Raw genomic sequence first — 18,045 nt, 5'->3', positions numbered from 1 at the left:
CAAAGCTCACAGGCCAGACCTCTCCTCCCCGCTCCCGGCGGCGCCGGAAGGCGGTGGCAGCGGGTAAGCCGCCAATGTCTCGTAAAGCGCCCCCTCGGGCGTCAGCGTCGAGGCGACGAGCCGCAGCACCTCTGCCGCCACCGCCCCGGTCTTCGCCCCGGTCTCTGTCCCGGTCTCCGCACCTGTGGTCAGCCCCGCAAGCCCGGCCACCGCCCGTTCAAGCCGCGCGATCCCATCGCCGCGCAGACCCGCGCCGAAGCGCAGCAAGGTCACATGCGGGCGAAACCGCCGCCGCTCCAGTTCGATCCCCGCCGCCCGGCAGGCGCGGGCCACGCGGCCATGCAGTGCCAGCAGCCCCGGGTCTGGCCGCAGCGCCGCCGCCAGCAGCTTGGGCGCCCGCCCACCGAAGCTTTCCAACCCCGCCACCTGCAAGAAACAGCCCGGCAAGGCGGCCCCGCCAAGCTCCAGATCCAGCTCCCGCAGATCCGCCTCCGCGACCTCCCCAAGGAAGGCCAGCGTCACATGCAGGTTCTCCTCGGGCACAGCGCGCCCCACCGGCACCGCGCCCTGCACCGCCAAGAGCGGCGCGATCAGCGCCTCCGGCAGCGGCAGCGCGAGGAAGCAGCGCATTCACGCCAGCCACCGCTTGCGGCGGCGATAGGAACGCACGTCGCGGAAGGATTTGCGCCCCTCGTCGGACATGCCGAGATAGAACTCCTTCACGTCCGGGTTCTCGCGCAGCGCCTGCGCCGGCCCGTCCATCACCACCCTGCCGTTTTCCAGAATGTAGCCGTCATGGGCATAGCGCAGCGCCACATTGGTGTTCTGCTCGGCCAGCAGGAACGACACGCCCTCGCCCTCGTTCACCGCCTTCACGATCTGAAAGATCTGCTCCACCAGCTGCGGCGCCAGCCCCATCGAAGGCTCATCCAGCAAGATCATCTTCGGTCGGCTCATCAGCGCCCGCCCGATGGCGCACATCTGCTGCTCGCCGCCCGAGGTATAGCCCGCCTGACTTTTCCGGCGCTCCTTGAGGCGCGGGAAATACTCATAGACCATCTCCAGATCCTGCATCACCGCCGCCTTGCCGTCGCGGCGGGTGAAGGCGCCGGTCATCAGGTTCTCTTCCACGGTCAGATGCTCGAAACAATGCCGCCCCTCCATCACCTGAATGACCCCGCGCTTGACCAGCGCCGCCGGGTCCAGATCCTGCACCCGCTCGCCGCGGTAAGAGATCGTGCCCTTGGTCACCTCGCCGCGCTCGGAGTGCAGCAGGTTCGAGATCGCCTTGAGCGTGGTGGTCTTGCCCGCGCCATTGCCACCCAGAAGCGCGGTGATCCCGCCCTGCGGCACCTTCAGCGACACGCCCTTCAGCACGAGGATCACGTGGTTGTAGATCACCTCGATATTGTTGACCTCCAGCAGCGCCTCGCGCGCCGCCCCGCCGGGGGAAGAGGTCTCGCCTGTCTGCACAGCGTCCAGCATCTTCTTCTCTTTCCAAATACGCATGGGTCCGGCGGCGACAGTAGCGCCGCCGCCGGAAGGTCAGCTCAGCCGCCGCATTCCTCGTTGACCGGCCACGGCTGGTTGGCATCGGCGTAATCCATCGCCGCCTTCTGCTCGAGCGGCGCGATCATGTCGGCGTCCGGCATGATGAGGTCCGAGGCTTTGACGAATTTCTCGCCGTCCCATTCAAGGATCCAGCCGCCCGAGTGGCCGGTGTGGTTGTCACACGAGGTGCTGAACGGCGGCACCATGCCGGTCATCCCCAGCTCTTCCAGCCGCGCCTCGGAGATGTCGAGGTTCTCCAGACCCCAGCGCAGATCGGCGGGCGAGATATCGGCTTTGCCCGCATGTTCCTGCGCCACGCGGATGCCCTCGCCGAGGATCATCGAGATCACCAGACCGCGCGAGTAGAACACGCCCGACATTTCTTCGGGGTTGCTCTGGGTCTTGCCCGGCTCGACCACATATTTCTGCAGGTCGGCCATGATCGGCGCCTCGGGGTTCGGGAAGGACCAGCTGACCGACTTATAGCCCTTGCCATCCTCGCCGACGATCTTGAGATCGGCGTCATGCCCGGCCCACCAGACCCCCAGCATGTTCTCCATCGGGAATTTGGTTTTCACCGCCTCGGTGATGGCCCCGGCGTTCATCGCGCCCCAGCCCCACATGATCACATAGTCGGGACGCTCACGGCGGATCTGCAGCCATTGCGCCGATTGGTTCTGCATCTCCTTCAGACCCACCGGGATCGGCACCAGCTCAAAGCCCTGCGCCTCGGCAGCCGCCTCGAGATAGGGCAGCGGCTCCTTGCCGAACGGGTGGTCGAGATGCAGGAAGGCGATCTTCTTGCCGCTCAGATCGCCCTGCTCGCCAAGGTATTTGACGAGGATCGACGCCCCGTCCCAATAGCTCAGCGGCGTGTTGAACGCCCATTGGAACACCTTGCCGTCCGCCATCGGCGAGAAGCCATAGCCGGGCGCGAGAATCGGGATCTCATCGACATTGGTCTTCGGCAGAACCTGCAGCGTGATACCGGTGGACCAAGGCTGGGTCACGATCGCCTTGCCCTTGGTCTTCTCGTAACACTCGACGCCCTTCTCGGTGGAATAGCCGGTCTCGCATTCGTCGAAATCGATGGCGATGCCGCCGATGCCGCCGTCGCGGGCGTTCATCAGCTCCATATAGTCCTTCTGCCCGTTCATCAGCGGGATGCCGGTGGCGGCAAACGGCCCGGTGCGATAGGCGAGGTTCGGCGTGAACAGCCCCTCGGCCAGCGCGGCCCCGGCCATGGACCCGGCCATCAGCGCACCCAGCGCCGCGGCCCCCGCAAGTTTGGTCAACATCTTCATCCTGTCTCCTCCCAAAGATCTTCGATGATATGAAAAGCCCGGCCCGCGCCTCCTCAATGCGGGAAGGGCCAGATGATCAGCTTCTCCCGGATCAGCGCCCAGAGACGGGCCAGCCCATGCGGCTCGATGATCAGGAAGAAAACGATAAGCGCGCCGACGATCATGATGTTCAGATGCTCGACCGTGGCCGAGCTGATCGGCAACCCCAGCGCCTCGGGCACCGTGCCCAGCACCACCGGCAGGCCAACGATGAGGATCGCGCCCAGATAATTGCCGAGGATCGACCCCAGCCCGCCGATGATGGCGATGAAGAGGATGCGGAAGCTCAGCGGAATGTCGAAAAGGTTGGGCTCCGCCGCGCCGCGCCACATAAAGACGAAGAGCGCCCCCGCCACGCCCACCACGTAGGACGAGACGGCAAAGGCGGTCAGCTTCGAGCGCATCAGATTGATGCCGATAAGCTCGGCGGCGATGTCCATGTCGCGCGTCGCCTTCCAGCTGCGCCCAAGGTTGCCGCGGGTGAGGTTGATGCAGACCACGGTCATCAGCGTGACCACCGCCAGCACCACGTAATACTGCACGATCGAGCTTGCCTGCGGCCCCGCCACGTAAAGCCCGAACATGTCGAGGTTCGGCACCTGGATCGCGCCCGAGGCGTTGTAGTTGTAAAGCCAGCCCCATTTCTCGAACAGCCAGACCAGAAAGAACTGCGCCGCGAGCGTGGCAATGGCGAGGTAGAACCCCTTGATGCGCAAGCTCGGAATGCCGAAGGCCACGCCGACACCGGCGCTGAAGACGCCCGACAGCAGGATCGCGATCACCGGGTTCATCCACGGAAACAGCGTCACCAGCTTGTAGCAGGCATAAGCCCCCACCCCCATGAAGGCCGCGGTGCCAAGGCTCAGCTGCCCGGCATAGCCCGTCAGGATGTTCAGTCCCTGCGCCGCCAGCGCGTAGATCAGGATCGGGATCAGCAGCGTCTGAAAGGCGAACTCGCTGGCCGTGAGCGGAAAGACCACCCAGGCAAAGCCGAGGATCACCATCAGCAGCACCGCGTCCTGACGGACCGGGAACAGCGCCATGTCCGACTTGTAGCTCGTCTTGAATTGCCCCGCCGTGCGATAGAGCATCCGTTTCTCCCTCTCCCGGCGCGCTGCGGCGCCGCTCCCTCACGCGCCTCGCGCGCCTGTCTCACCTGCGCCTTTCGGCAGCACTTCCTCTTTCCGCCTTTCGGCAGCACTTCCTCTTTGCGCCTCCCGGCGCGGGCCACGCGAAGGCTCCTCCTCCCCCGCCGCGGCCCTAACCGTCTCAGCCGGTCACGCCCGGCCCCTGCGTCTCTTCCGGGTAGGCCCGCTTCGGCGCGGGCGCATAGCCCGTCGCCTCGGTATGCCGCACCAGCCAGAACCACGCCCAGAGCCCGGCACCGCCGCCCACCGCCGCCAGCAGCAGCGCTGGCAGCACCCGGCCTTCGCCGCTGGTCAGCGCGAGGTAACCGAAGGCCCAGAAACCGGCCCAAGCCACGACATTCAGGATCGCCACAAGTTTCGCCATCTCGTCCTCCCCTGCCCTTTCATTGTTCCGAAAAATACGCATCCCAGCTTGCCGCCCATGATCCGCCGGGCCAACGCAGCGATGCTTTCATCTTTCCAAAAATACTCCCGCCGGATGCAGTCCCCGCCGGGAGCCGCCCTAGACCCTTTCGATGATGCGTTCCCCGAACAGCCCCTGCGGGCGGAACAGCAGCACGATCAGCGCCAGCACGAAGGCGAACCATGTCTCGGTGTTGCCGCCCATCAGCGGCTGGCCCCAGTAAATCTCGAACAGCTTCTCCAGCATGCCGATCATCAGCCCGCCGATGATCGCGCCGGTGATGCTTTCCAGCCCGCCCAGCATCAGCACCGGCAGCGCCTTGTAGGCGATCACCTCCAGCGCAAAGCTGACGCCTGCGCGCGCGCCCCATGCGATGCCGGTGACCAGCGCGATGATGCCCGCGATGAACCAGACCAGCACCCAGATCGTCTGCAGCGAGATGCCCACCGACAGCGCCGCCTGATGGTCATCGCCGAGCGCGCGAATGGCGCGGCCCATGCGGGTCTTGCCGAGGAACAGCAGCAGGCCAACCACCAGAAGCGCCGCGACGATCACCGCCGTGATGTCCTTCTGCTCGAGGATCAGCAGCCCGCCCCAAGGCTCCAGCAGCACCGAGTCCGTGGGGATGCCCAGTTCCTCGGTGATCATCACCTTGTTCTCGCCGCCAAAGATGATCTCGCCGAGGCCGATCAGGAACAGCGTGATGCCGATGGTGGCCATAAAGAGGATGATATCCGGCTGGCCCACCAGCGGGCGCAGCACCACCCGTTCGATGCTCACCGCCAGCACGAACATCACGCCCAGCGTCAGCACCACACTGATCCACGCCGGGATGCCCATGGCGTGCAACCCGACGAGGGTCAGCGCGGCAAAGACCACCATGATGCCCTGCGCGAAGTTGAAGATCCGCGAGCTGCGGAAGATCAGCACGAAGCCAAGCGCGATCAGCGCGTAAAGGATGCCCGAAACCAGCCCCTCCCAAAGCACCTGCAGCAGGAAGTCCGGCGCCTCGATCATATCGGCGAAGGGCTTGATGAAGATGTCGCTCAGCATGTGGTTCCTCCCGCCCGGATGCGCGGCTCATATGCATGGGGTGTGCATGGATTGTGCATGGGGTGTGCCCCCTCCTCTCGGCCGCTCAATGGGCCACACCCAGATAGGCGTCGATCACGTCCTGGTTCTGGCGCACCTCCTCGGGCGGGCCGTCGCCGATCTTCTTGCCGTAGTCCATCACGACCACCCGATCCGACAGATCCATGACCACGCCCATGTCGTGTTCGATGAGGCAGATGGTGGTGCCGAACTCGTCGTTCACATCGAGGATGAAGCGGCTCATGTCCTCTTTTTCCTCGACATTCATCCCCGCCATCGGCTCGTCGAGCAGCAAGAGCGAGGGCTCCGCCGCCAGCGCCCGCGCCAGTTCCACGCGCTTCTTGAGGCCATAGGGCAGCCGCCCCACCGGCGTCTTGCGAATGCTCTGAATCTCAAGAAAATCAATGACTTTCTCGACGATCTCGCGGTTGGCAATCTCTTCGTCGCGGGCGCGGCCCCACCAGATCGCCTGACTGGCGATCCCCGCCTTCATCTTGGTCAGCCGCCCGGTCATGACGTTGTCGAGCACCGTCATCCCCTCGAACAGCGCGATGTTCTGAAAGGTCCGCGCCACGCCAAGCCGCGCCACCTCATAGGGTTTCATCGGCGGGCGTTTCGCGCCCTTGTACCAAAGCTCCCCCTCAGAGGGCGTGTAGAAGCCCGAGATGATGTTGAGCATTGAGGATTTGCCCGCCCCATTGGGGCCGATGATCGCCCGTATCTCTCCCTCGCGAATGTCGAAAGAGATATCCTTGATCGCCACAACTCCACCAAACTTAAGGGTAATATTGCGCAGCTCCATCAGCGTTCCGCCGATCTGCCGCCCATCCTCGGTGACGTAGCCCACCTCTTTGCTGGCATCTTTCACGGCATCCCGCCTTTCATCTTTCCCTGAAATACTCAGACCCGACCCGTCCATCATTCCGCCGCCATGGGTTTGGGCACCACCGGCACGACCTGCGCATCGCGGATCGCCAGCGTCGCCTTGATCCGGCCTTTGCGCCCGTCCTCATAGGTGACCTCGGTTTCGGTGTAGATGCTGTCCGACCCGTCATAGAGCGCGCCCAGCAGGTCCGCGAATTTCTCGGCGATGATGTTGCGGCGCACCTTGCGGGTGCGGGTCAGCTCGCCATCGTCGGCATCCAGTTCCTTGTGCAGCACGAGGAAGCGGTGGATCTGGCAGCCCGAGAGCATCTCGTCCCCGGCCAAACTGGCATTCACCTCTTCCACATGGCTCTGGATCATCTCCAGCACCCGCGGATGCCCCGCCAGTTCCTGATAGGAGCCATAGGCGATGTTGTTGCGCTCGGCCCAGTTGCCCACCGCCGTGAGGTCGATGTTGATGAAGGCGGTACAGCGGTCGCGGCCATTGCCGAAGACCACGGCCTCAAGGATGTTGGGATAGAACTTGAGTTTGTTCTCCACGTATTTCGGCGCAAAGAGCGCACCATCCGCCATCTTGCCCACGTCTTTGGCGCGGTCGATGATCCGCAGATGCCCCGTGGCCTCTTCGATGAAGCCCGCGTCGCCGGTGGCAACCCAGCCCTCCGCGTCCTTCGTGCCCGCCGTGCTGTCGGGGTTCTGGTAGTATTCCACAAAGACGCCGGGCGAGCGGTAGAAGACCTCGCCGCTCTCGGCGATGCGGAGCTCTACGCCGGGCGACGGCACACCCACGGTGTCGGGCCGCACCTCATTGTCCGGCTGCTGGGTAATGAAAACCGAGGCCTCGGTCTGCCCATAAAGCTGTTTGAGGTTGATCCCCAGCGCCCGGTAGAAATCGAAGATCTCCGGCCCGATCGCCTCGCCTGCGGTGTAGCCGACGCGCACGCGGGAGAACCCGAGCGTGTTCTTCAGCGGCCCGTAGACCATGAATTCGCCAAGCGCGTATTTGATCCGCTCCAGCGTTCCCACCGGTTTGCCGTCAAGGATTTTCGGCCCCACCACCTTGGCGTGGTTCAGGAAATGGTGGAACAGCTTGCGCTTGAAGGTGCCCGCGTCCTCCATGCGGATCATGATCTGCGTCAGCTGCGTCTCGAACACCCGCGGGGGCGCGAAATAGTAGCTGGGCGCGATCTCGCGCAGGTCGGTCATCATCGTCTCGGCGGACTCGGGGCAGTTGACGCAGAACCCGTTCCAATAGGCCTGACCGATCGAGAAGATGAAATCCCCCACCCACGCCATGGGCAGATAGGCAAGCACCTCCTCGCCGGGGGTCAGATGATCGAACTCGGACGAAGCCTTGGCCGTCTCGATGATATTGCGGTTCGACAGCACCACGCCCTTGGGCTTGCCGGTGGTGCCGGAGGTGTAGAGCATGACGCAGGTGTCGTCATAGCCGAGGCCCGAGCGGCGCTTCTCCAGCTCTCCGATCAGCTCGTCGCGGGCGGCCCGGCCCTGTGCCTGCACATGGGCATAGTCGTGTAGCGCACGGTGATCGTATTTCCGCATGCCGCGCGGATCGACGTAGATCATATGCTCGAACTGATGCAGGTCGTCCTGAATCTCGATGACCTTGTCGACCTGCTCTTGATCTGCGGCGATGACGAAACGCGCGCCGCAATGCTGCAGCACATATTCCATCTCTTCGGCCACCGCGTCCTGATAGAGCGGCACCGGCACCGCGCCCGCCATCTGCGCCGCCACCATCGACCAGTAAAGCGTCGGGCGGTTGCGGCCGATCACCGCCACATGGTCGCCCGGTGCCACGCCGAGGTTCAGAAGCCCCAGAGCCAGCGCCTCGATCTCTTCCAGCGTTTCCGCCCAGCTCCAGCTTTGCCAGATGCCGAATTCCTTTTCCCGATAGGCGGGACGGGCCGCATGCTGCCGCGCATTGCGCTGCAACAGGGCCGGAACAGAGCGCAGACCCTCTGCGCCCTCGGACATATATGCCAAATTGTCTCCTCCCTTGGCCCCCGATGCGCGCCGGTTCTCCGGATGCCCCGAGCTACCTCCTCCGCAGCCCGAGACGCGCATTTCGCGAGTCCGCCCCATTAAGGGACGGGCCAACGGTGAGCGTCAATCTTTTCGTGATGTTTGCCCAAATCTAACGAATTGTATCATGTCCCGACGGTCTGCATCCCTCTGGGATTGCTTAGGCATTCGCAGGGCTGAGCCATGTTTGAAGCGTCGATTTCTCGGCGGGCCATAAAGTTGACCTAAAGGCACAGGCACCCCCTGCCCGCTGCGGCGCGCAATGATATGGCCATTCAAGCGTGGAAGAGACTGGCGACCCCTGAAGGACTCGAACCCTCAACCTGCTGATTAGAAGTCAGCTGCTCTATCCAGTTGAGCTAAGGGGCCGCGCGCGACAGCGATAGCGCAAGTCGTCAGGCTTGCCCAGAGCTTAGCGACGCTTGAGAGGAAGGCCCGGCGCTGACGTTGCACCGGCGCAAGAGCCTCCACTCCCGCTGCGGCGCGAATGCCGCGCCAAAAGGTGCAAACGGGCGCTGTCCCAGCTTTGCACTTGCCGCAACTGCTCCTCTGGCCCAGCCTGTCCTGCACAATCGCACCATCACAGACGCGAGGCCCCAAATGTTCCGGTTCCTGCCCGTTCTGCTCGTGACTTGCCTTGGCCTTATGGCCTGCACCAGCGCGCCGCCGCAGGTTCCCAAACAGATGAGTCTGGTGCAGACCAGTTCCGCCTCCGCGCCTCTGGCGCAGATGACGCAGCGCTGGCAAGGCAGATCCGATGGCATGTCGGGGGTCCAGATCGTCGGCGATGGCATCGACGCACTGGCGCTGCGTATCGCCCTTTCGGACCTCTCACAGACCAGCATCGACGCGCAGTACTACCTGCTCCACAACGACGTTTCGGGCGGCCTCTTTGCCGATGCGCTGCTGCGCGCCGCAGACCGCGGTGTACGCGTGCGCCTGCTGCTCGACGATATGGACACGCGCGGCTATGACGCCGCGACCCGCGCGCTGGAAACCCATCCCAATATCGAGATCCGGCTTTACAACCCGTTCCTGCGCTCGCGCAGTAAGGCGCTGTCGGCGCTGCTGGAGTTCGGGCGCATCAACCGGCGGATGCACAACAAGTCGATGAGTTTCGACGGGCAGATCACCATCGTCGGCGGGCGCAACATCGGCGACGAGTATTTCTCGGCGCGCGAGGATTCCAACTACGATGACCTCGACCTGCTCGCCGCAGGCCCGGTCGTCCGCGAGGTCGGCAAGAGTTTCGACGGCTATTGGAACAGCCCCTACGCGGTGCCGGCCTCGGCGCTGATCACCCCCGATGAGGATGATCTCGATCTCGCCACCACCCGCGACCGTCTGGCGCAGCACAGCCAGCAAAGCCTCGGCACGCCCTATGGCGCAGCGCTTGCCGAGCGGATCGCGCAGACCAAGCGTGCGCCCAGACCGCTCGAACCCGCGCGCGCGACGCTGATCGCCGATCCGCCCGAAAAAGCCGCCGGAGACCTGCCCCGTGAAGCCACGCTCAGCGGTGCCATGCTGCCGCATATCGCCGCGCTGGAGCATCAGTTCCTCGTGGTTTCCGCCTATTTCGTGCCCCGCGACAGCGGCGTGGCGCTGCTGCGCGGGCTGGAAGAGCGCGGCGTCGAGGTGACGGTGCTGACCAACTCGCTCGACGCAACCGACGTGCCTGCGGTCTATGCGCATTACACCCGCTCGCGGCCCGCTTTGCTGGACGCAGGGGTCGACCTTTGGGAATTGCGCGCCGAAAAGGAGCGCCCCGACCGGACGCTTTCGGGGCTCGGGCTTTCGCGCTCGGCGCTGCATGCCAAAGCCTTCGTTCTGGATGAGCAGAAGCTTTTCATCGGCTCGTTCAACTGGGACCCGCGATCGGTGCGCATCAACTCCGAGATGGGCATTCTGGTCGAGTCGCCGCGCCTTGCCACGCAGGCGGCGCGCAACTTCAAGGCCATGCTGCCCCAGACGGCGTTCCATCTGAGACGCGATGACCGGGGGGCCTCGACTGGCTCGAGCATGACGAGGGCAATCGCTGGCGGCTTTATCGCAGTGCCCCGGTGCTGTCGCGCACCCGTGCCCTCACCGTGCCCATTCTGGCGGTGCTGCCGATCGGCGGGCAACTGTGATCCCGCGTGCGTTGACATGCCCTGCGGGATCGGTCCCACTGCGGGGATGACCCGCCAAGGACCTCTATGCCACCGATGAAGGACATCACCTTCCAGACGCTCGTTCTGGCGACCGTCTTCGTGCTGGCGCTGGGGGCGATCCTTGTGCTGGGACGCGTGGTGTTGCTGCCCATCGTCACCGCGGCGATCCTCGTCTATCTGCTGGAATCCGCTGCCGCGGGCATCCGCCGCGTGCCGGTGCTGCATCTGCTGCCGCACCGCGTGCTGCGCCTGCTGCTGCTGGTCACCGTGGCCGCTCTGGTGCTGGTGCTGGCGGCCGTGATCTCGGCCACGGTGCGCGAGATCCTCGCCGTCGCCCCCAGCTACGAAGACAACCTGCGCAGCATGGTCGAAGGGCTTGCGGTGCAATTCCATTTCGAAGGCGACGCGCTGTGGGAGAAGATCAGCGACGAGACGCTCGGGCAGATCAACTTGCGCGCGCTGTCGCTGGCGGTGCTGGGCGGGTTTACCAACCTCGGCTCGGTGGTGCTGCTGGTGATCATCTATGCCGCCTTCATCACCGTCGAGCGCGGCTCTTTCCAGCGCCGCCTTGCAGCCGCGCTCAAGAGCCCCGAGCAGACAGAGAACGTGCTGCACGTATTGGGTGCGATCAACGAGAAGATCAGCCGCTACCTCGCCTATAAGACGCTGATCAACGTGGTGCTCGGCACGATCTCTTATGGGGTGCTCTGGGCCTTTGGCGTGGATTTCGCGCTGTTCTGGGCCGTGGTGATCGGGGTGCTGAACTACATCCCCTACGTCGGCTCGCTGCTGGCGGTGCTGTTTCCCGTGGCGCTGTCGCTGGCGCAATTCGCCTCGATCGGGACGACGGTTGCGCTCTGCGCCGCACTGACCGCGGTACAGGTCACGCTCGGCAATATCATCGAGCCGCGACTGATCGGGCGACAGCTCAACCTGAGCCCTTTCGTGGTGCTGCTGGCACTGGCGCTCTGGACGACGCTATGGGGGATCCCCGGCGCGATCCTTGCCGTGCCGCTGACCTCGATCCTCACCATCGTGCTGTCGAGCTTCGAGGCAACACGCTGGCTGGCGCTGCTGCTGGCCGAGCGCGTCGACACGAGCGACATGCCGGGGCCGGCTGGACCGCAGTCCCAAAGCTGAGCCGCTCCTTCCGTCACAAGGCAGGCCGCAGGCAGGGCACAGGCAGGCGAGTGCTGGCGAAACTTTGTCGCGTTAACCGAGAGTTGACAGATGGCGGAGCCTCAGCGCACCGTCATATCACCGGCAGCGTATGTCGGATGACACTCAAGGATTTGCAAAATGTCTCATTGGCTCTGGTGGATTGTCATTGGTATCGCGAGCATCCTCGGCGGGATCATCGCACTTCTTAACCCTTTCGCCGCCTCGGTGACGGCGCAGACTTTGGTGGCTTGGTTCCTGCTCATCCTCGGCGTGATCCAAGCGATCAGCATCTTCCGCGTGACCCGCATGCGCGAGCGGCTGGTGGCCATCCTGCTGACCATCATCTACCTCTGGCTCGGCATCAGCTTTCTGGCGAACCCGCTCGAAGGGCTGATCTCGCTGACGCTGGTGGCCGCGATCATGTTCCTCGTGAGCGGCATCACCAAGGTGATCTACGCGTTTTCGGTGACCGACAGCCGGTTCAAGCTGGCAATGATCATCAGCGGCGCGGTCTCGGTGATCCTCGCGATCATGATCTTCACCAATTTCCCGTCTTCGGCGGCGGTGGTGCTGGGCGTGCTTCTGTCGGTTGAACTGCTGTCGACCGGCGTTGCGCTGGTGATCTTCGGATTGGTGCTTAAGGCACACCCCGAGCTGCGCAAGAAACCCGTCTGAGCCCATAAGGGGCGGCGCCCTCAGCGCGGCCCCTTACCTCTCGCTGAGCCCGCTACCCCTCGCTGGGCACAGCCTCGACCTCGACAGGATAGCGCTGGCGACAGATCGCCTGTGCCTGCGCGGCCTCGTGGCGCAACTGCGGAAGCTGCTGCTCGATCTCGGCGTCGCGGGTGCGCAGCGCCTCGGCATTGATCGGCACCCGGCGCGTCACCGGCTCTGTGTCGCGTCGCCAGCAATAATGCAGCCTGCCGTTATAGCTGCCGCAAACGTCCCAGCGCATGCGGGTCTCCCAGTCGGTGCTATAGGTGAAGCCGCGCGCCAGATCCTTGGCGATGCGCGCGCGCTCGTCCAAGGCGTCGCGATAGGGCTCCGCCGCATCGCGGTTGCACCGCTCGTAAGGGGTGCCGCAGGCCGCAAGGGCCAAAAGGGGTATGAGAAACCACATACGCATAACAACAGCCTAGCGCCCTTCCCTGCGTCGGTCGAGATCGACCTTTGCCGCAACGGAGAGTTGAGCCACACCATCGCGTGACCTATCTAAGAGCGGATCGCATCGCGCAGGAGAAGAGACATGATGAAACCCGTTGCCCTGATCGCCGGCCTTTGCGCCGCTCTGGCCGCATGTAGCGAGGCCGAAACCAAGGCTGAGGACGACACCTGCGGCGCCGCGGTCTATCAGACCCGCATCGGTCAGCCGGTAGAAGAGCTTGGCCTCACCGCCGGTGAGAAGCTGCGCATCCTCGGCCCCGGTCAGCCGATGACGATGGATTTCCGTCCCGACCGACTCAACATCGAGACCGACAGCACCGGCCAGATCATGCGGGTGTTCTGCGGCTGAGCGCCTGCCACGCAAACCCGAGCTAACGCGGCTGACAACGCATTGGTTCCGGGAAATATTTCCGGAACCAAGCTGACAATCTCACAGTTCCTTTACCGAAGACTGCGGCGCTGGCCGCAAGTGAAACAGTCATACGGAAGGGAAGAGTTATGCGTAAAGGACCCGTTATCGCCGCCGCCGCCGTGGCCGCCATCGTTGTCGGCTTTGGTGCCTATATGATCGACTTTGACGTCACCGACGAAGGCGCCCTGCCCGACGTGGATGTGGCTGTCGAAGGCGGTGAAATGCCCGAGGTTGAGGCCGATGTGGGCAGCATCGACGTTGGCACCAAGGAAGAGACCGTCGAGGTGCCGGACGTCGATGTAGAGGTGGACACCAAGGAAGCCGAGGTGACCCTGCCCGACATCGAGGTGACCCCGCCCGAAGACGACAAGGGCTAAGCTCAGAGCGCTTACCCCCCTGCCCCCAAAAGAAAGCCCCTTCCGGCACCGGCCGGAAGGGGCTTTTTCATGCGGCGCTGCTACGCATGGGCGAGGCGCTACCTCTTGCGCCGCTTTACGTTGCCGCCGCGCTGCCCCGGACGTCCGGCGGTCGACCGGCCTTTGGATTTCACCGCCGCTTCCGACGCCGCCTCTACCGCCGACTGCCGCGCCAGAGGATCGTCGTGGATGGCCAGATCCACCGCCTCCAGCCGCTTCACCTCGTCCCGCAGACGCGCCGCTTCCTCGAACTCGAGGTTCTCGGCGGCCTTGCGCATTTCGGCACGCAGCCCCTCCAGCACCGCTTCGAGGTTCGAGCCCTGCTGCTTTGGATCGATCTTCGCGGTGACGCGATTCATGTCCACGTCGCCCTGATAGAGCCCGGCCAGAATGTCATCGACGTTCTTCTTCACCGTCGCCGGGGTGATGCCATGCTCTTCGTTGTAGGCCATCTGCTTCTCGCGGCGGCGCTCGGTTTCGGCCAGCGCCCGCTCCATCGAGCCGGTGACCCGGTCGGCATACATGATGACCCGGCCTTCGGCGTTCCGCGCAGCCCGGCCGATGGTCTGGATCAGCGAGGTCTCGGAACGCAGGAAGCCCTCTTTGTCGGCGTCGAGAATGGCCACCAGCCCACACTCGGGGATGTCGAGCCCCTCGCGCAGCAGGTTGATGCCGATCAGCACGTCGAAAGCCCCGAGCCGCAGGTCACGCAGGATCTCGATCCGCTCGATCGTGTCGATATCGGAGTGCATGTAGCGCACCTTGATGCCCTGCTCGTGCAGATACTCGGTCAGATCCTCGGCCATGCGCTTGGTGAGCACGGTGCAAAGCGTGCGATAGCCGTCTGCGGTTACCTTGCGGATCTCGTCCAATAGGTCGTCCACCTGCATCTTCACCGGACGGATCTCGACCTGCGGATCCAGCAGACCCGTCGGGCGAATGACCTGCTCGGCAAAGACGCCGCCCGCCTGCTCCATCTCCCAGTTCGCCGGGGTCGCCGAAACAAAGACCGACTGCGGGCGCATGGCGTCCCATTCCTCGAACTTGAGCGGACGGTTGTCCATGCAGGACGGCAGGCGGAAGCCATGTTCGGCCAGCGTGAACTTGCGCCGGTAGTCGCCCTTATACATGGCCCCGATCTGCGGCACCGAGACGTGGCTTTCATCGGCGAAGACGATGGCATGGTCGGGGATGAACTCGAAAAGCGTGGGCGGCGGCTCGCCCGGCGCGCGCCCCGTCAGATAGCGCGAGTAGTTCTCGATACCGTTGCAGACCCCGGTGGCCTCCAGCATCTCGATGTCGAAATTGGTCCGCTGCTCGAGCCGCTGCGCTTCCAGCAGCTTGCCCTCGGCCACCAGTTGGTCGAGCCGCTGGCGCAGCTCTTTTTTGATATGGATGACCGCCTGCTGCATCGTCGGCTTCGGCGTCACATAGTGCGAGTTCGCATAGACACGGATACGATCAAAGCTGCCGGTTTTCTCGCCGGTGAGCGGGTCGAACTCGGTGATGCTCTCCAGCTCCTCGCCGAAGAACGACAGCTTCCACGCCCGATCCTCAAGGTGGGCGGGCCAGATCTCGAGGCTGTCGCCGCGCACACGGAAGGCCCCACGCGAGAAGCCCGCGTCGTTGCGCTTGTACTGCTGCGCCACGAGGTCGGCCATGATCTTGCGCTGGTCATACTCCTGCCCGGCGTGCAGGTCCTGCGTCATCGCGCCGTAGGTTTCGACCGAACCGATACCGTAGATACAGGACACCGAGGCCACGATGATCACGTCATCACGCTCGAGCAGAGCGCGGGTGGCCGAGTGGCGCATCCGGTCGATCTGCTCGTTAATCTGGCTTTCTTTCTCGATGTAGGTGTCCGACCGCGCCACATAGGCCTCGGGCTGGTAGTAGTCGTAATAAGAGACGAAGTACTCGACCGCGTTGTCCGGGAAGAAGCCCTTGAACTCGCCGTAGAGCTGCGCCGCCAGCGTCTTGTTCGGCGCAAGGATGATCGCCGGGCGCTGCGTCTCCTCGATGATTTTGGCCATGGTAAAGGTCTTGCCGGTGCCCGTGGCGCCCAGCAGCACCTGACTGCGCTCGCCGTCGTTCACCCCCTGCGCCAGTTCGGCGATCGCCGTGGGCTGGTCACCCGCCGGAGCGAACTCGGTCTGCATGCGAAAGCGGATGCCACCCTCGAGCTTTTCCCGCGTCCGGACGTCCGGCGCGGGGGAATGCATCAGGGCATCTGACTTGTCGGAATGGGCATAGGGCATGAACGGACCTCCGGGCGCCCGCAAAACGTGTCGCGCCGCGCGGCATTTTCAAGGGGGAGCCAGCCCGCACCACCGTTTCGACGAGGCGCACTGGCAGCGATCTCTCAGCAGGCACGCGCAGGCGCACGCCCAACCTGTCTATAATCGCTCCGCCGCCGGGATCACAGCCGAAGCTTCACGGGTATGCTCACCCTGCCCCAAAGCCCCCTGCCCCTGCCGCAGGTTTGCACAAAAACGCCCATTGCGCGGAAACCACGGCTGCCTACGATTCTGGGTGCGAAAGGCGCGCGGCCTGCCCGCCAGTCCCCTCGCTCCCTATGGCGCCTTGGCCGTGCGCCTTTCGCAGCGCCGACGCGCCTTTTGCCGCGCATCCGTAAAGATTTGCCGCAGTTGGATGCAGCGATCTCTTGCTCTGCGCGGGCAAATTCCCGATAACGCGAGAGATCGTCAGGAGGGATCGCATGCGCGCACGGATTTTCCAGCCGGCCAAGACGGCCATGTCTTCGGGCCAGGCAAAGACCAAGGACTGGTATCTCGAGTTCTTCCCCGCCTCGCCGCGCGAGGTCGATCCGCTGATGGGCTGGACCTCCTCTTCCGACACCCAAAGCCAAGTGCGCCTGAAGTTCGACAGCAAGGAAGCCGCGCTCGCCTATGCCGCCGAGCACGGCATCGACGCGCAGGTGAACGAGCCCAACAAGCGCAAGCCCAACGTCCGCGCCCGCGGCTACGCCGAGAATTTCGCCGTCGACCGCCGCGCCGTCTGGACGCACTGATCGTTGTAAGAGACACCTGAGTTTTTCCCACGGAAGGCTGAGTTTTTCCTGGGAACTACATGTAGGGCGCCCATTGGGCGCCCTTTCCATATCTAGCGCATGCTTGCAAAGCGCGCGGCTGAGCGCATGATCCGGCGCAAGGGTGCTTCACCCGAGGAGGACCCCGACGGCAGGCAATGCTCTGAACAAGAAGAACCTCCTTGAGCTGCATGCCGATACTCTGGCCGACCTGCTCCTCGAGGCAGTGAAAGGCGACGCAGCGCGCCAGCGTCGGGTGCGCATGGCGCTTTCCGCCGATCTGGGGCCGGAGACGATGAGCGCCGAGGTACGTAAGCGCTTCGCCTCGAACCGCCATTTCGAGCCGCTTTTGACTGGGATCGACTGTCCACGGATTTCTGGATTGCCGGGCATCCAGCGCTATCGCCGCGACGATGCATGAGGGGACTGAGCTCATGACTGCCAGTTGCTCGAGGCCGACACCCCACTGAGCACTGCCTCGTGCGACACTAGAGAACTATCCCTAGCATGAAACCTGAGCGCAGTTAGCTACGGTTGCGAAATTATGGTGCCGAGATATTCGGAGCGACGTGCTCGGCCCACATCCAAGTGCCGATCACATAGCAAGTCAGACGGCGCGCACCGTCAGTGAAGGCTGAGCAGCAGCTTGATGTCATGCGGGCCAAGGCCGGAGAGCAGTTCGCGCTGCTCGGGGTGGAGCGCGGTGCCGCGGTCGACGCGTGCCTTCAATATCTGAGCAATTTCGCTGGTTGTCTGGTAATAGAGGTCGGGATTGTCGCGTGCCATATCCCGCAAGAGGCCCTCGAGCAGCTTCTTACGTTTCTCGGAGTCCAGATCCTTGCGCTTCTCTTGCAGCATCGTGCTTTCCTTTTCGTACGATCATACTTGCTTCAGGTAGGATCGCCGCGTCCCCGTGCCAAGCATCCGTTATTCCCACCTTAGTCTCTGGAGGGCCGTAACGCGCAGGTAGCGGACCTCGCTCCGCTGAGTTTGTTTCTCGGAAGCTGCCGTTCAGGCGGAGCGCAGCGATCGGCCCCTCCGAGCCCCACCTAACCGATGCTGCGCGAGGCACGAACGGCGGCTTTGATCGGGTGGCCAAAACGTGACAAATCTCAAGGAAATTTTATAAGAGGTTTGTGGCACAAGGTTTTTCAACGATTTCGGTTGAGCCCCTAGGGTCAGGATTCATAACCAGTAGATGACGAGGGCGGCTAGAGCGACGGCC

The 18,045-nt window shown here is 63.9% G+C and carries 18 protein-coding genes and 1 tRNA gene; 7 read left to right on the top strand and 12 right to left on the bottom strand.

Annotation, left to right across the window (positions count from 1 at the left end; translation table 11 throughout):
* Positions 1–6 precede the first annotated feature (6 nt).
* The 9 genes from thpR to G0A00_RS15690 all read right to left on the bottom strand — a co-directional run bounded on the left by thpR (position 7) and on the right by G0A00_RS15690 (position 8,837).
* On the bottom strand, positions 7–630 hold the full coding sequence (gene thpR / locus G0A00_RS15730; protein ID WP_164183680.1) for an RNA 2',3'-cyclic phosphodiesterase: 624 nt from the start codon (positions 628–630) through the stop codon (positions 7–9).
* Positions 631–1,485, bottom strand: a complete 855-nt coding sequence (locus tag G0A00_RS15725) for an ABC transporter ATP-binding protein (RefSeq protein WP_066108647.1) — start codon at positions 1,483–1,485, stop codon at positions 631–633.
* A 65-nt stretch (positions 1,486–1,550) separates the two neighbouring features.
* Positions 1,551–2,855 (bottom strand): ABC transporter substrate-binding protein, encoded by a 1,305-nt coding sequence (locus G0A00_RS15720; protein WP_164183678.1) that lies wholly within the window; start codon positions 2,853–2,855, stop codon positions 1,551–1,553.
* A 53-nt stretch (positions 2,856–2,908) separates the two neighbouring features.
* Positions 2,909–3,985 carry a branched-chain amino acid ABC transporter permease gene (locus tag G0A00_RS15715; protein ID WP_164183671.1) on the bottom strand — a complete coding sequence of 359 codons (1,077 nt, stop codon included), beginning with the start codon at positions 3,983–3,985 and terminating at the stop codon, positions 2,909–2,911.
* Between the two features lie 178 nt (positions 3,986–4,163).
* Entirely contained in the window at positions 4,164–4,406 is a 243-nt protein-coding gene (locus G0A00_RS15710) for a hypothetical protein (protein WP_066108637.1), read from the bottom strand.
* A gap of 138 nt (positions 4,407–4,544) precedes the next feature.
* Positions 4,545–5,498, bottom strand: coding sequence for a branched-chain amino acid ABC transporter permease (locus G0A00_RS15705; RefSeq protein WP_066108634.1), 954 nt, complete (start codon positions 5,496–5,498; stop codon positions 4,545–4,547).
* 85 nt (positions 5,499–5,583) lie between these two features.
* Positions 5,584–6,405 carry an ABC transporter ATP-binding protein gene (locus G0A00_RS15700; protein ID WP_066108631.1) on the bottom strand — a complete coding sequence of 274 codons (822 nt, stop codon included), beginning with the start codon at positions 6,403–6,405 and terminating at the stop codon, positions 5,584–5,586.
* A 50-nt stretch (positions 6,406–6,455) separates the two neighbouring features.
* Positions 6,456–8,420 (bottom strand): AMP-binding protein, encoded by a 1,965-nt coding sequence (locus tag G0A00_RS15695; protein ID WP_164183753.1) that lies wholly within the window; start codon positions 8,418–8,420, stop codon positions 6,456–6,458.
* 340 nt (positions 8,421–8,760) lie between these two features.
* Positions 8,761–8,837: transfer RNA gene (locus G0A00_RS15690), tRNA-Arg, on the bottom strand.
* A 231-nt stretch (positions 8,838–9,068) separates the two neighbouring features.
* On the opposite strand from G0A00_RS15690, the gene G0A00_RS15685 reads away from it, so the two are divergent.
* From G0A00_RS15685 to G0A00_RS15675, 3 genes are all read left to right on the top strand, one after another.
* Entirely contained in the window at positions 9,069–10,676 is a 1,608-nt protein-coding gene (locus G0A00_RS15685; protein WP_164183668.1) for a phospholipase D family protein, read from the top strand.
* Positions 10,664–11,758, top strand: coding sequence for an AI-2E family transporter (locus G0A00_RS15680; protein WP_164183667.1), 1,095 nt, complete (start codon positions 10,664–10,666; stop codon positions 11,756–11,758). Before G0A00_RS15685 ends, G0A00_RS15680 begins: the two co-directional genes overlap by 13 nt.
* Before the next feature lie 159 nt (positions 11,759–11,917).
* Positions 11,918–12,454 (top strand): HdeD family acid-resistance protein, encoded by a 537-nt coding sequence (locus tag G0A00_RS15675; protein WP_164183666.1) that lies wholly within the window; start codon positions 11,918–11,920, stop codon positions 12,452–12,454.
* A 52-nt stretch (positions 12,455–12,506) separates the two neighbouring features.
* On the opposite strand, the gene G0A00_RS15670 is transcribed toward G0A00_RS15675, so the two are convergent.
* The gene (locus G0A00_RS15670; protein ID WP_235953194.1) at positions 12,507–12,899 is read right to left on the bottom strand and encodes an excinuclease ABC subunit B; all 393 of its coding nucleotides are present in this window, start codon (positions 12,897–12,899) and stop codon (positions 12,507–12,509) included.
* A gap of 126 nt (positions 12,900–13,025) precedes the next feature.
* Here G0A00_RS15670 and G0A00_RS15665 point away from each other — a divergent pair, with 126 nt between their 5' ends.
* Both G0A00_RS15665 and G0A00_RS15660 read left to right on the top strand, forming a co-directional pair.
* Complete coding sequence (locus G0A00_RS15665; protein WP_164183662.1) at positions 13,026–13,292, top strand: I78 family peptidase inhibitor; 267 nt, start codon at positions 13,026–13,028, stop codon at positions 13,290–13,292.
* 149 nt (positions 13,293–13,441) lie between these two features.
* Positions 13,442–13,732 (top strand): hypothetical protein, encoded by a 291-nt coding sequence (locus G0A00_RS15660; RefSeq protein WP_164183660.1) that lies wholly within the window; start codon positions 13,442–13,444, stop codon positions 13,730–13,732.
* Positions 13,733–13,830: 98 nt separating this feature from the next.
* On the opposite strand, the gene uvrB is transcribed toward G0A00_RS15660, so the two are convergent.
* Positions 13,831–16,029 (bottom strand): excinuclease ABC subunit UvrB, encoded by a 2,199-nt coding sequence (gene uvrB, locus G0A00_RS15655; RefSeq protein WP_164183658.1) that lies wholly within the window; start codon positions 16,027–16,029, stop codon positions 13,831–13,833.
* Positions 16,030–16,490: 461 nt separating this feature from the next.
* Here uvrB and G0A00_RS15650 point away from each other — a divergent pair, with 461 nt between their 5' ends.
* The gene (locus G0A00_RS15650) at positions 16,491–16,802 is read left to right on the top strand and encodes an ETC complex I subunit (protein WP_066102156.1); all 312 of its coding nucleotides are present in this window, start codon (positions 16,491–16,493) and stop codon (positions 16,800–16,802) included.
* A gap of 142 nt (positions 16,803–16,944) precedes the next feature.
* On the top strand, positions 16,945–17,241 hold the full coding sequence (locus tag G0A00_RS15645) for a DUF6880 family protein (RefSeq protein ID WP_203595407.1): 297 nt from the start codon (positions 16,945–16,947) through the stop codon (positions 17,239–17,241).
* A 203-nt stretch (positions 17,242–17,444) separates the two neighbouring features.
* Here G0A00_RS15645 and G0A00_RS15640 read toward each other — a convergent pair whose 3' ends face one another.
* Entirely contained in the window at positions 17,445–17,678 is a 234-nt protein-coding gene (locus G0A00_RS15640; protein ID WP_164183656.1) for a hypothetical protein, read from the bottom strand.
* Positions 17,679–18,045: the final 367 nt, after the last annotated feature.

Origin of the sequence: Salipiger sp. PrR002, assembly GCF_010500775.1 — a bacterium.
Taxonomy (GTDB): domain Bacteria; phylum Pseudomonadota; class Alphaproteobacteria; order Rhodobacterales; family Rhodobacteraceae; genus Salipiger.
This window is presented reverse-complemented; position numbering and strand designations above follow the sequence as displayed.